The 13,331-nt window shown below is 67.8% G+C and carries 10 protein-coding genes and 1 pseudogene; 6 read left to right on the top strand and 5 right to left on the bottom strand.

Translation table 11 applies throughout. The annotated features are described in order from the left end of the window. From murJ to HMPREF3121_RS02575, 6 genes and pseudogenes are all read left to right on the top strand, one after another. Nucleotides 1–2,220 (top strand): annotated as a pseudogene (gene murJ, locus HMPREF3121_RS13030) (murein biosynthesis integral membrane protein MurJ); the annotation flags it as partial. A 1,296-nt stretch (nucleotides 2,221–3,516) separates the two neighbouring features. Continuing rightward, nucleotides 3,517–4,158 carry an RNA polymerase sigma factor SigM gene (gene sigM / locus HMPREF3121_RS02555; RefSeq protein ID WP_239252743.1) on the top strand — a complete coding sequence of 214 codons (642 nt, stop codon included), beginning with the start codon at nucleotides 3,517–3,519 and terminating at the stop codon, nucleotides 4,156–4,158. Nucleotides 4,159–4,175: 17 nt separating this feature from the next. Continuing rightward, nucleotides 4,176–4,814 (top strand): hypothetical protein, encoded by a 639-nt coding sequence (locus tag HMPREF3121_RS02560; protein ID WP_070519607.1) that lies wholly within the window; start codon nucleotides 4,176–4,178, stop codon nucleotides 4,812–4,814. A gap of 109 nt (nucleotides 4,815–4,923) precedes the next feature. Then, on the top strand, nucleotides 4,924–5,859 hold the full coding sequence (gene trxB / locus HMPREF3121_RS02565) for a thioredoxin-disulfide reductase (protein WP_035121643.1): 936 nt from the start codon (nucleotides 4,924–4,926) through the stop codon (nucleotides 5,857–5,859). 38 nt (nucleotides 5,860–5,897) lie between these two features. Beyond that, a complete protein-coding gene (gene trxA / locus HMPREF3121_RS02570; RefSeq protein WP_035121641.1) occupies nucleotides 5,898–6,221 on the top strand; it encodes a thioredoxin in 324 nt (107 codons plus the stop codon). A 70-nt stretch (nucleotides 6,222–6,291) separates the two neighbouring features. Beyond that, entirely contained in the window at nucleotides 6,292–7,479 is a 1,188-nt protein-coding gene (locus tag HMPREF3121_RS02575; protein WP_070519609.1) for an N-acetylmuramoyl-L-alanine amidase, read from the top strand. Here HMPREF3121_RS02575 and HMPREF3121_RS12070 read toward each other — a convergent pair. The 5 genes from HMPREF3121_RS12070 to yidC form a co-directional block, all read right to left on the bottom strand. Next, complete coding sequence (locus tag HMPREF3121_RS12070; RefSeq protein WP_083291197.1) at nucleotides 7,437–8,081, bottom strand: hypothetical protein; 645 nt, start codon at nucleotides 8,079–8,081, stop codon at nucleotides 7,437–7,439. The genes HMPREF3121_RS02575 and HMPREF3121_RS12070 overlap by 43 nt on opposite strands. Before the next feature lie 375 nt (nucleotides 8,082–8,456). Beyond that, complete coding sequence (locus HMPREF3121_RS02585) at nucleotides 8,457–9,746, bottom strand: ParB/RepB/Spo0J family partition protein (RefSeq protein ID WP_070519613.1); 1,290 nt, start codon at nucleotides 9,744–9,746, stop codon at nucleotides 8,457–8,459. Between the two features lie 14 nt (nucleotides 9,747–9,760). Beyond that, entirely contained in the window at nucleotides 9,761–10,687 is a 927-nt protein-coding gene (locus tag HMPREF3121_RS02590; RefSeq protein ID WP_070519615.1) for a ParA family protein, read from the bottom strand. A 280-nt stretch (nucleotides 10,688–10,967) separates the two neighbouring features. After that, entirely contained in the window at nucleotides 10,968–11,672 is a 705-nt protein-coding gene (rsmG, locus tag HMPREF3121_RS02595) for a 16S rRNA (guanine(527)-N(7))-methyltransferase RsmG (RefSeq protein ID WP_083291199.1), read from the bottom strand. Between the two features lie 441 nt (nucleotides 11,673–12,113). Next, nucleotides 12,114–13,322: a membrane protein insertase YidC gene (yidC, locus tag HMPREF3121_RS02600; protein ID WP_070519617.1), complete on the bottom strand. Its 1,209-nt coding sequence runs from the start codon at nucleotides 13,320–13,322 to the stop codon at nucleotides 12,114–12,116. Nucleotides 13,323–13,331: the final 9 nt, after the last annotated feature.

Genomic DNA, 13,331 nt, shown 5'->3' on the forward strand with positions numbered 1-13,331 from the left:
GGGCCGTCCACCGCGGCGGGCACCGCCGGTTCCGGGGCGGGGACGACCGCCTCCGGCACGGCGGCGGGCACCATGACCCGCGCCGCCGACACCTCGCCCGGCGGCTCCGCGAGTTCGGGCTCGGCGAACGCGGCCGGTGCGTCGAAGGACTCCGGCAAGACCAGCGACGCCGACGTCGTCCGGTCGACGGGCTCCATGGCCATCGCGACGCTGTTTTCCCGCATCACCGGGTTCCTGCGCAACGCGCTGATCGGCATCACGCTCGGCCCGGCGGTGGCGTCGGCGTTCAACGTCGCCAACACCCTGCCGAACCTCATCACCGAGATCGTCCTGGGCGCGGTCCTCACCTCGCTGGTGGTGCCGGTGCTGGTGCGCGCCCAGAAGGAGGACGCCGACGGCGGCGCCGCCTTCGTGCGCCGGCTGCTGACGCTGTCGCTGACCCTGCTGGGCACCGTCACCGTCCTGGCGGTCATCGCGGCACCGATATTGACCAGGATCAGCCTCAACGCCGACGGCAAGGTCAACGTCCCGCTATCGACGTCGTTCGCGTTCCTGTTATTGCCGCAGATCGTCTTCTACGGCATATTCTCGCTGCTCATGGCGGTGCTGAACACCAAGGGGGTGTTCAGACCGGGGGCGTGGGCGCCGGTGGCCAACAACGTGGTGGCCATCGCGACGCTCCTGCTCTACTGGCTGCTGCCCGGTTCCCTCCCGGAGGACCACCCGGGCACGATCACGGACCCGCACATTCTGCTGCTGGGCCTGGGCACGACGTTGGGCGTGGTTATCCAGGCGCTGATCATGATCCCGCCGCTGCGGCGCCTGGGCATCGATCTGCGCCCGCTGTGGGGCATCGACGACCGCATCAAGCAGTTCGGCGGGATGGGCATCGCCATCGTCACGTACGTGGCCATTTCGCAGGCGGGCTACATCGTCACCACGCGCATCGCGTCGACGGCGGATGCCGCGGCGCCGACGGTGTACCAGCAGTCGTGGCTGCTGTTGCAGGTGCCCTACGGCATCGTGGGCGTGACGCTGCTGACGGCGATCATGCCGCGCCTGTCGCGCAACGCCGCCGACGGCGACGACAAGGCCGTCGTCCGCGACCTGTCGGTGGGCACGCGCCTGACCATGATCGCGCTGATCCCCATCGTGGTGTTCTTCACGGCCTTCGGCGTGCCCATCGCCAACGCTCTGTTCGCCTACGGGTTCTTCCCGAAGGAGACGGCGGACATCCTCGGCTGGACGCTGTCCTTCTCTGCGTTCACGCTCATCCCGTACGCGTTGGTGCTGCTGCATCTGCGCGTGTTCTACGCCCGCGAGGAGGCGTGGACGCCGACGTTCATCATCTTCGGCATCACCCTGGTGAAGGTGACGCTGTCGATGCTGGCGCCGCTGATGGCGTCGCGCACGGAGCTCGTCGTGGTCCTGCTGGGCGCGGCCAACGGTTTCGGTTTCGTCGCCGGCGCGATCATCGGCGGATGGCTGCTGCGCAGGACGCTGGGCGATCTGCGCAGCCGTGAAGTGCTGAAGACGTGCGCGTGGGCGCTGGGCTCGGCGCTCGTCGGCATTGCGGTGGCGATGGCGTTGGATTCGTTCGTCATCGGCGATCCGCTGGACACCCTCGGGTCGATCGGCGCGCTGCTGCGCGTGGCGGTGTCGGGCGTGCTGTTCCTCGTCGTCGCCGGCGTGGTCCTGTCGCGTTCGCCGCTGCCGGAGGTGCGCACCCTCGGCGGTTTCCTGGGTCGCATCCCGGGTCTGCGCCGCTTCGCCCCCGCGCCGGCCGACGCGGACGCGGCCCTCGAGTCCGACGACGCCGACGCCGCGATCGTCGGCGCGGCCGTTGGTGGTCCCGTGGCGGCGGCCGGCGAGAACGCGGCGATGGCGTCGGAGGGCTTCACCGCCTCGCCGATGCTGCCGCCGATGCCGTCGGAGGCGTCCCGTCCGACGCGTTTCGTCCCCGGCGAGATGGTCTTCGGCGGCCGGTACCGGTTGCTGTCGGAGGAGGGGTCCCGCCCCGGCGTGCGGTTCTGGCGCGCGGTGGATCGGTCGGGTCCGGTGCGCACGGATGCGGACGGAAAGAAGCTTCACGACGAGGTCGCCCTGACGTTCATCGACACGCTCACGGCACCGCACGTCGGTTACACGGCGCCGGGCGCCGCAGTGAAGATCGCGGAGGCCACCAAGGCGCTGCGCCGCGTGGAGGGCGTCGGTCTGGCGCGCATCCGTGCGGTGCACCTGGGTCGCACGGACGTCATCGTGGCGGCCGATTGGGTGCCGGGCATTGCGCTGTCGGCGGTGGGCGAAGGCACCAACGCCGACGCGGCGGCCTTCGCCGTGGCCGATCTCGCGGAAGCGGCGGGCCGCGCCCATGGCGAGGGCATCGTCCTCGGCGCCGATGATCTCGACCGTCTTCGCGTCAGCGTCGATGGCCGGGTGGTGCTGGCGTTCCCGGCGCCGCTGCCGGAGGCCACTCAGGACGAAGACATCGAGGTCACCTGCCGCGCCCTGTCCTCGCTTCTCGACGGCTGCCGGCACGTGCCCGCCGACGTCCGGGTGATTCTCGACGACGCTTCCCGAAGCGCGTCGGCCGATCGCGCGTGGGGCGAGTCGTCGTCAAGCACGGACGAACGGGACGACAACGACTCCGCCGACGCCGCCGATCCCGCCGGCGACCGCAACCGCGGCTTGGTGATGGCCAACCGCCTGCGGGAAGCCGCCCTCGGCCCCGACTCGGGCCAGCTGCGGGTGATCGCCGAAGACGCCGACGTGCCGGATACCCCGGCGCGGCTGAAGCAGGTCACCTCGACCACGCGCGGGCGGCTGTGGGGCTCCGGCGCCATCGTCGTCGGCATGGTGCTGGTGGTCGCGCTGATCCTCGCCGCCGTGTTCGCGTGGCTCAACCGCTCCGAGGACTCCCCGCTGACGCCGGACTCGGTGCGCCGCGGATCCGAAGCCGCCGAACGGGCCCTGCCGCGCGGACCGATCACCATCGACGACGTCGCCGAATGGCAGGCGACCAACCCCAACCCCCTCGCGGGCCCCGACGACCCCTACGGCGCGGAGCTGGCCATCGACGGCGACGAGGACACCGCCTGGACGACGTCGGTGTACAACGCGCAACTGGGCACCGGGCCCACCGCGTTCAAGGAGGGCATCGGCCTGGTGCTCACCTTCGAGCAGGACGCGACGCCGCGGTTCGCGGAGATCCTCGGCTCGCCCGGCGCGATGGTCGAAATCCGGTCCATCCCGGCCGATCTCGCCGAAGCCGGCACCGGTGATCTCGAGGAGACGGAAGTGCTCGGGCGGGGTCGACTCGGCGACGACGAGACCACCATCGAGCTGACCGACGCCCCGAAGGGCCGCCACCTGCTGATCTGGGTCACGAAGCTGCCCATGCCGCAGGCCGCCTCCATCGCGGAGGTCACCGTCGAGCGGTGACCGCGGCCGCCCGGAGCCGGGTGCCCCGTCCGTCCCCGAATGGCGCGCCCGCTCCGGCCGTGGTGGGATGGGCGCGTGAACTTCGGGGGGAGGGTCACCGCGCCGACGGCGTTGGTCGACCGGGGAAACACGGATGGAGCCGGGGCTGCGCCGGGGGATGGCGCGCCACCGGATGATCGCGGGGATCTCGAGCTGCTCACCGCGCACCTGGCCGGTGATGCGCGGGCGTTCCCGGCGCTCGTCGACAGGCACGAACGGCAGTTGTGGTGGACGGCGAAGCGGCACTCGCGCACCGATTCCGACGCGGCCGACGCGATGCAGGAGGCCCTGGTCAAGGCCCTGCGCAGCGCAGCGTCGTTCCGCCGCGACTCGTCGGTGGCCACGTGGCTGCACCGCATCGTGGTCAACTGCTGCCATGACCGGATGCGGGGGCGTCACGGCCCTCCCGACGGGGTGGTGGACGATCGCGTCGCGCCCGCGCCGGTCGAGGCGTGTGCCGGGGATCCCGCGCTGGCCGTGGTGATGCGCCAGGCGATGGCGCGCCTGCCCGAGGAGCAGCGGCTCGTCATCCTCGAGGTCGACGTCATGGGCTGGCCGCTCGCCGACGTCGCCCGTCGGCTCGGCATCCCGGAGGGCACGGTGAAATCCCGCCGCTCCCGCGCCCGCGCCACCCTGCGCCGCCAGCTGCGCCGCCTGGAAGCGGAGGTCGCCCGATGAACCGCCCACTCCACGACATGCGTTCCGACGCATCCCTCGACGACGATTCGCTCGAGTGCCTCGCCGCGTCGTTGCTTGGCGACGAGGCGCCGCCGCCGAGCGTTCACTCGGCATGGCGACGGGACCATGCGGACGGCGGCGACGCCGATTCGGCGACGGTGGCGCGCCCACCGTTCGGGTCTTCGTTCGGTGGGTTTGCCGCTGCCGCCGCGGCCGCGATCGTGCTCCTTGCCGGAGGCATCTGGGTCACGGCACCCGGCGCCGACCGCTCCCCGGGCGGGGAAGCGGGGGACGGGCCGTCGTCAAGCAGGATCGCGCAGCCGGAGGAAACGCGGCCCGCAGCCGGCGGAAGCGAGTCCGCCCAACCCGAGATCGACCTGGCCGCCCTCGGCCCCGCCGTCGCCGACGCCATGGGGGCCGTCGACCTCGGCGGACTGGTCGACCCCGCCCTGGCCGAAGCCTGCCTGGCCGAACACGGCGAACGCGCCGACGCCCTGCTCGGTGCCGCTCCCATGGCCCACGGCGACCGGGTCGGGCAGCTTTTCGTCCTGTCGACGGGAATGCACGGGCAGGTGACGGTGTTGTTGACCGTGAACACCTGCGGAAGCGAACCCGAGGCACCCGTCGTGCACGAGACGATCGGGCGGCCCGGGTAGGCTGCCGCTCGAGACGACGACGCGGACACCGCCGGGCGACCGGCCGGCCACGACCGCGCCGAACACGCGAAAAGCCACGTCAGATGGCACCCACCAGGAGGAACGAAGAATGTCCGACACCATCCACGACGTCATCATCGTCGGGTCCGGTCCCGCCGGATACACCGCCGCCATCTACGCCGCCCGCGCCGAGCTCGCGCCCGTCGTGTTCGAGGGCGTCGAGTTCGGCGGCTCCCTGATGACGACCACGGAGGTGGAGAACTTCCCCGGCTTCGCCGAGGGCATCCAGGGCCCCGACCTCATGGACCAGATGCGTTCCCAGGCCGAGCGTTTCGGCGCCGACCTGCGCATGGACGACGTCGACCGCATGGATCTGACCGGCGACGTGAAGTCCGTGTGGGTCGGCGACGAGGAGCACAAGGCCCGCGCCGTCATCCTCGCGACGGGCGCCGCCCCGCGATACCTGGGCGTCCCCGGCGAGAAGGAGCTGCTCGGCCACGGCGTCAGCTCCTGCGCCACCTGCGACGGCTTCTTCTTCCGCGACCACGACATCGCCGTCATCGGCGGCGGCGACTCGGCGATGGAGGAGGCGACGTTCCTGACCAAGTTCGCCAAGTCCGTCACCATCGTCCACCGCCGCGAGGAGTTCCGCGCCTCCGCGATCATGCTGGAGCGCGCCCGCGCCAACGAGAAGATCCGCTTCGCCACCAACAAGGTCGTCGACGAGGTCGTCGGCGACGGCTCCGTCAGCGGCCTGAAGCTCAAGGACACCGTGACCGGCGAGATTTCCGAGCTGCCCGTCACCGCCATGTTCGTCGCCATCGGCCACGACCCCCGCTCGCAGATGGTCGCCGACCAGGTCGACGTCGACGAGTCCGGCTACGTCAAGGTGGCGTCCCCGTCGACCCGCACCTCCCTGCCGGGCGTCTTCGCCGCCGGCGACCTCGTCGATTCCCACTACCAGCAGGCGATCACCGCCGCCGGCACCGGCTGCACCGCCGCCATCGACGCCGAGCACTACCTGGCCTCGCTGGACCAGGCCTGATACAATTAGCCAAATAATCGACGCATACTTTTAGGAGAATCATGTCCGTCGTCCACGTCACCTCCGAGAACTTCAAGGCCACCGTCATCGAGTCCGACAAGCCCGTGCTCGTCGACTTCTGGGCCGACTGGTGCGGCCCCTGCCGCAAGCTGAGCCCCGTCATCGAGGAGCTCGCCGCGGAGATGGGCGACCAGGCCGTCATCGCCAAGTGCGACATCGAGGCCGAGCGCACCCTGGCCGCCATGTTCCAGATCATGTCGATCCCCGCGCTGCTCATCTTCAAGGGCGGCCAGAAGGTCGACGAGATCGTCGGCGTCAAGCCGAAGGCCGAGATCCGGCAGAAGCTTGAAGCTCAGCTCTAACTGGTAGCGTGTGAACGTGTGCGACCGACACGTCGCACCGATTCGAGCACGTGAAGGAAGGGGACGCCCGGTGCGGGAGTATCTGCAGGTGGGGGAGCGATCGCCGCGTGTAGCGGAGGTGCGCACCGCGCTGGCCAGACTTGGCCTCATGCCGGGCTACGCCGGGGACGCCGTCCAGCAGGACTCGCCGCAGTGGAGCGGTGACGACGACCTGTTCGACGAAGAGCTGCGGGCCGCCCTGCTGGCCTTCCAGCAGTCCCGCGGCATCTACGCCGACGGCGTCATCCGCGACTCGACCCTGAAGACCCTGCGCGAGGCGTCGTACGTTCTCGGCGCCCGTGTGCTGTCTCACGACCCCCTTGCGCCGATGACGGGCGACGACATCGGCAAGCTGCAGGGCATCCTCCAGGAGCTCGGTTTCTTCGACACTCGCGTAGACGGCCACTTCGGTCCGCTCACCGACGCCGCGGTGCGCGAGTACCAGCTCAACTACGGCCTCGAGCCCGACGGCATTTGCGGGCCGGTCACCTTCCGCGCCCTGAGCTACCTCGGCCGCCGGGTGACCGGCGGATCGCACGTCGCCATGCACGAACGCGAACAGGTGCGCGCCGCCGGCCCGAAACTGTCCGGCAAGCGCGTCGTCATCGACCCGGGCTGCAGCAACGCCGACCCCGGCATGACCGTCGAAGGGCCCTACGGCCCGATCACGGAGGAGGAGATCCTCTGGGACCTCGCCTCCCGCGTGGAGGGACGTCTGGTCGCCGCCGGTGCGGAGACGATTCTGTCGCGTCCGCGCACCGCCGACCCGTCGATCGAGGAGCGGGCCGAGATGGCCAACGCCTTCGGCGCCGACGTCATGATTTCCCTGCGCGCCGACCGGTACCCCAACGAGCGCGCCTCCGGGTTGGCGACCTTCTACTTCGGGTCGATCGTCGGAAACAGCTCGATTCTGGGCGAGCAATTGTCCGGCCTGATCCAGCGCGAAATCGTCGCCCGCACGCCGCTGATCGACTGCCGCACGCACGCCCGGACGTGGGATCTGATGCGCCTGACGCGCATGCCCACCGTCGAGGTCGTCGTCGGTTACCTGACCAACCCGCAGGATGTCGCGGTGTTGACGTCGCCCGACCAGCGCGACCAGATCGCCGAGGCCATCGTCGTGGGCGTGAAGCGCCTGTACCTCACCGAAGAGGACGATCAGCCGCTGACCGGCACCTACAGCTTCGTCGAGCTCCTGGAAGCCGAGAAGGACGCGTAGAACTGCGCGGCCACCAGCTGGTCGAGGGCATCCGTGACGGCGGCGGCCCAGTCCAGATCGGGGTCGATGTCGCGGCGCAGACGCGGGTGCGTCGGGTGGGGCGCGACGACGGTAAATCCCGAATTGATGAGCACCCGCGTCGGGATGACGTCGCCCGCCGCATGATTGATCGCGCCGAGGGCCGTTGACTCGCAGCGGTGCGGCGTGCGGGGCGCGTCGACCGACTGGAGGATCGACTCCGTGAGCGACATCTCCTCGCGCGGGACGGCGTCCTCGCCGTCGTCGCCGCCGCCGGAGCAGCCGAACGCCTCGACCGCGCGGATGCCGCGGCCGGCGAGATGGGTGACGGCGGCGTCGATCAGAGCCTCTTCGGCGCCGCGGTCGGCCATGACGGGGTCGATGTGCAGGCTCGTGAGCATTACGGCGTCCGGGGATATCGGGCCGGTGGGCATGGACCGCGACGTCGGGGCGTAGCGCGGGGGACCGAACAGCAGGGTCGCCGTGACCGGCTGGCCGTACGCCTCGGCGATGCTGAATCCGCACAGCCCCCAGTCAACGAGGACGCGGTTGAGCCACAGTTCCTTTTCGAGCTCGGCGTCCATGGCCTCACGCGTGCGGTTCCCGCCCCCATCCGGACCAACCGGACCAATCGGCCCCAGCGGACCCGACGGACCCGGCGGACCCGGCGGGCTCAGAGGGTCCCGCGGATTCAGACGCCCCGTGGAGCGTCCGCGTGGCGCCTCCGGGTTCTGGTGTGCATCGCGCCCTCCAGGGCGCTGTGGGCCATGCTGGAGGCCCATTTTGCGCCAGGGGTTGCCGACGACGCGGTTCGGATCCGCGACCGGCCCGTCGTCCGACGACGAAGGCGTCTGTTCGGGCGCGATTTCCCAGAACAGGCTGCGCATGGTGTCGGGATGAATCGAACGGCGGTTCGCCAGGTCGATCGGGCCGATGAATCCGGGGGACATGGCGGGGACCTACTGATCCTCGCCCGGGGCGCCGATGAGCGACATGATGCGGTCGAAGTCGGCGAGATCCCCGAACTCGATGACGATGCGCCCCTTCCGCTTGCCCATCGTCGCCGACACCTTCGTATCGAAGGTGTCGGACAGCCGATCAGCCCACGTCGTCAGCTTTTCGGGCTGGGGGAGCGGTTCGCGCTTGCGGCGGGTGCCCGCGTCCTCGCCCCGGTTGATGAGCGTGACCGCCTCTTCCGTCGCGCGCACCGACAGGCCCTCGGCGATGATGCGGTCGGCGAGCATCGACTGGTCGGCGGTGCCCGTCTTGATTCCGAGCAGGGCACGCGCATGACCGGCGGTCAGCACGCCGGCGGCGACGCGTCGCTGGACGTCTACGGGAAGCTGGAGGAGCCGGATCATGTTCGTGATCGCCGGGCGGGACCGCCCGATGCGGTCGGCGAGTTCCGCCTGCGTCACGTCGAACTCCTCGAGGAGCTGCTGGTACGCCGCGGCCTCTTCGAGCGGATTGAGTTGCACCCGGTGGATGTTCTCCAGGAGGGCATCGCGAAGCATGGACGAGTCGGAGGTCTCGCGGACGATCGCGGGAATGGCGTCGAGTCCGGCAAGCTGACTGGCCCGCCAGCGACGCTCGCCCATGATGATCTCGAACTCGGGCTGCTCGGCCTTCGGATCCTTGGCCCGCGCTTCCTCGAGCGTCTTCGCCCGTACATCATCTCCGATGGGGCGGACGACGATCGGCTGCATGAGCCCGAACTCGCCGATCGAATGAGCGAGTTCCCGCAACGGCTCTTCGTCGAAGACCTCGCGCGGCTGCCGCGGGTTCGGAACGATGAGCGGGATGGGGATCTCACGGTACGACGCGCCAATGTCCGAGGACCGGTATCCGACGCCGGCTTCGACGGCTTGCTCCGAGCCCTCCGGTCCGCTCCCTCCCGCAGTGCCACTGGTTTCGCCGCGGACGGATCCCTGTGTTTCACGTGAAACATCAGCACTTGCTTGACGACGATTTGCCGTTTCGTCACTGTGACGTTTCATAGGTGACCCGCCAGTCGAGCCATATTCGTCACTGTGACGCTTCTGGCTCGAATCGCGTCTCATCGTATTGCGGCCGGCGATGCGATCGGCCTGAGCGAGGCCGGACGAATCCGGTCGCCGTGACTTCGGGCCGAAGATGATGTCCGCGGCATTATCGCCGACGGCCGGATTCTGCTCCGGGGCAGTCGGGATGAGAGCGGCCAAGCCGCGACCGAGACCGCCGCGACGGGAGTCCTTCTTGTCCTGCGCCATGGTTCGTCCTTCAACTAGTGGTTCTCGGGAGCGACGCCGATGGCACCGCTGGTGGGGGAGGGCAGGTAATCGCCGCGGCCGGCGAGTTCCTTCGCCGCGTCCATGTACGCCAGCGCGCCCCTGGAACCCGGGTCGTAGCTGATGATCGTCTTGCCGTAGCCCGGAGCCTCCGAGACCTTCACCGAGCGGGGGATGACGTTGCGCAACACCGCATCGCCGAAGTGACGCCGCACCTCGTTGGCGACCTCGTCGGCGAGCTTCGTCCGACCGTCGTACATGGTGAGCAGCACTGCGGAAATGTGGAGATCCGGGTTGAGGTGCTGGCGGATCATCTGCACGTTGTTGAGCAGCTGCGTGACGCCTTCGAGCGCATAGAACTCGCACTGGATCGGAATGATCACCTCGGATGCCGCGGTCATCGAATTCAGAGTCAGCAGACCCAGCGACGGAGGGCAGTCAATGATCAAGTAGTCGAAGCCGTGCTCTTCAAGAAACTCATCCGTGATCGCCTGCCGCAGTCGACGTTCACGATTGAAGAGGTTGACCAATTCGATTTCCGAGCCGGCGAGATCCAGCGTCGCCGGAATGCAGTAAAGGTTCTCGTTCTCCGGCGACTGCTGCATCGCCTCCGCCGGTTCGACCTCGCCGATCAGCACCTCGTACGTGGACACGGTGCCACTTCGATGGTCCACGTCGAGAGCCGTCGAAGCGTTTCCCTGCGGATCGTTGTCGATCACGAGCACCTTGAGCCCGTGATGAGCCAGCGCAGAGGCGAAGTTCACCGCCGACGTGGTCTTGCCGACGCCACCCTTCTGATTCGCGAAGGCAATTCGGCGGGTCTTCTCCGGCTTGGGCAAAGTCGGCCGGTTGGGCCCCTTCACCTGAGCGGCGCGCCGCGCAGCAGCTGCAATCGGCGAATCTTCCCACGATTTGCGGGCCATCAAACATCCCTTCGCGTCCGGAACGAGTCCGGGTAATCGACCACTTTCATCCAGGTCCACATGCGGGCAGGGCCTCGACGAGGCGATACCCCCGGCGGGCCCAACGTACGGGACTTACTCTAGTCCTTCTGCCGGATCGCCCTCAACGGACAGACGACGGGAAGGAACGCACGCCATGGTTTCACGTGAAACCAAGCCGGCGATGAGCTTTCAGACGACTCGTCCTGACGGTCTCGACGCCATCGATGTTTCACGTGAAACTAAGGCCGCCGCTACCCAGTCAGACTTTTTGGATCTTCACTACGTACGTCGGGGTGTCGAGCACTTCTGCACCGATCTCGACGATGACAGGGTTCTTCCCCTTCGCCTTGTGAATGAGGTTCGCGTCCCTTTCGATTTCTTCAGCCGCGGAGGAGCCCTTCATGGCGATCATCTGTCCGCCCGGCCGAACGAGGGGGAGCGACCACCCGGCAAGCTTCCCGAGAGGTGCGACCGCCCGAGAAGTGACGACATCAACGAGGCCCGCTTCCTTGCGCACGACCTTCTCTTCGGCCCGACCGCGAATGACGGTGACATTCTCCAAACCGAGATCCTCGACGACTTCGTTGAGGAACGTCGTACGGCGCAGCAGAGGCTCGATCAAGATGACGGAAACATCCGGACGAGCGATGGCCAACGGGATCCCGGGGAGACCCGCGCCGGATCCAATGTCGGCGACCGTCGCCCCCTTCGGAATCACATCCGCCAAAGCAGCGCAGTTGAGGATGTGCCGATCCCACAACCGCGGCACCTCGCGCGGGCCGATCAAACCGCGAACGGTCGCATGTTCGGCAAGCCACGAGTGGTACCGGTCGGCGAGATCACTCCGGTCGCCGAACGCCGTCTGAATCGCCGCATCTGTACGCGTGGCGACATCACCGGCAGAGTTGGCCTCTTCTGCTCCGGCAGCTTTCGCCGAAGCAGCGTTGTCGTTGTTCTCCGTCATGTGTTCTCCACCAATCTTATTTCGTCCCACTTCCATCCCGACTCCGGTTGCGTTGCAGCTCGGTGAAGTGCCGACCTTTTTCACGGTGTCCGTGCTCGATCATCGGCCGCCCCGCCGGACCACGCGTCGATGTTTCACGTGAAACCCCAACCTTGTGCCGAAATTCCAAATCACATCGGTGTCATTTAACTTGGGCCCGCGAGCGTTGCGGCCGCCGCAACGCGCTTGGTCGTCGACGCGAGCCGCCCAACCGCCGACTCGAGTCGCGAACTCACGACCCGACGTCGCGAAGCGACCGTCTCATCTCGAATATGACGTTCCCCAGTCTACGGGCGGACAGAGAGGGAGGGAGTGATGGGTCGGAGCCATGAACACTAGAAAGCGCCCCACCGTGGTGGTGGGGCGCTCTTCTTTCTTGGCGTAGACAGTTGCCGTCAGCGGCTACTTTTTTCCTTTGCGGTTCTTCCTGCTCTGTTTCCGCTTACCCGTTGCGGGCTTCTGTCCCGGGGCCGGCTTCGACGGCTGAACATTGGACTCGGAACCGGAGTTGGCTCCGGCCCCGGACGTCTTGGCATCCGAGGGGGCGCCGGACTTGTCCACGGCGGCCTCGGAAGTCTGGGTCGCCTTGGTGGCGGGGGAGTCGGGGAGGTGGCCCTTCTTCGCGGCCTTCTTGCCGCCCTTCTTCGGGTTCACCGGCTTGACGCCGACCTTGGGGGCCAGCTGAGCCTGCGACAGACGCTTGGCTTCCTTCTCGGCCTCGATCTCGGCCGCTTCCTCGCGGTCGATCTTGGCGAAGATGTACTTCTGCTGGAAGTAGGTCCACACGTTGTTGGTGACCATGTAGACGAGCAGACCGATGTGCCACAGGAAGCCGGTGGCCAGAATCATGATGGGCATGAACCAGAGCATCATCTTGTTCATCATGTCCATCTGCTGGCCCATCATGCCCTCCTGCTGCTGCTGGAGACCGGCGGCCTGACGGCGCTTGGTGCGGGCGATGGACATCCGGGCGTTGAAGTGAATCATCGCCGCGGAAATGATCATCAACGGAATCGCGACGATCATGATGTCGGTGCGGGTGAAGTCCGCGGGGTCACCCGGAGCGGTGAAGGCCGCGTACTGCGATTCGTCCATGCCGACCGACGCCGACAACGGAGCGTTGAACACGCGGGCGAGCAGGAACGACTGAACATCCTCGACGCCGAAGAAGTAGTTCGGGGTATTCCAGTTGTCGTCGACGCTCATGGAGGACTGTCCCACCGAGCCGGCGCCCGTGCCGGTGCGGTTGAACGAACGCAACACGTGGAACAGGCCGAGGAACACCGGCATCTGCACGAGCAGCGGCAGACAGCCGGCCAGCGGGTTGACGCCCATCTCCTTCTGGAGCTTGCGCATCTCCAGGGCCTGGGCCTGCTGGTCGTTCTTGTATTTCTTCTTGATCTCGGCCATCTTCGGCTGCATCTTCTGCATCTTGATGGCGGATCGCTGCTGCTTGAGCATCGGCTTGATGAGCAGGATTCGGATGGTCGCCACCAGCAGCATGATGGCGAGCACCCAGGAAATTCCCGAAGCCGGGTCCAGGAACAGGCCGAAGGCCTGATGCCAGAACCAGAGTACGACCGAAATCGGCCAATAGACGAAGTTAAGCACGGTCTGGTG

Origin of the sequence: Corynebacterium sp. HMSC11E11, from assembly GCF_001807025.1 — a bacterium.
GTDB classification, from domain to species: Bacteria; Actinomycetota; Actinomycetes; order Mycobacteriales; family Mycobacteriaceae; genus Corynebacterium; species Corynebacterium freneyi.

What these genes read in the sequence shown, in the direction of transcription:
- rsmG (WP_083291199.1), bottom strand. Translation starts at nt 11,672, where the DNA reads ATGACGGAGAACAACGACAACGCTGCTTCGGCGAAAGCTGCCGGAGCA.
- HMPREF3121_RS02590 (WP_070519615.1), bottom strand. Translation starts at nt 10,687, where the DNA reads ATGGCCCGCAAATCGTGGGAAGATTCGCCGATTGCAGCTGCTGCGCGG.
- HMPREF3121_RS12070 (WP_083291197.1), bottom strand. Translation starts at nt 8,081, where the DNA reads ATGGACGCCGAGCTCGAAAAGGAACTGTGGCTCAACCGCGTCCTCGTT.
- trxB (WP_035121643.1), top strand. Translation starts at nt 4,924, where the DNA reads ATGTCCGACACCATCCACGACGTCATCATCGTCGGGTCCGGTCCCGCC.
- HMPREF3121_RS02585 (WP_070519613.1), bottom strand. Translation starts at nt 9,746, where the DNA reads ATGGCGCAGGACAAGAAGGACTCCCGTCGCGGCGGTCTCGGTCGCGGC.
- HMPREF3121_RS02560 (WP_070519607.1), top strand. Translation starts at nt 4,176, where the DNA reads ATGCGTTCCGACGCATCCCTCGACGACGATTCGCTCGAGTGCCTCGCC.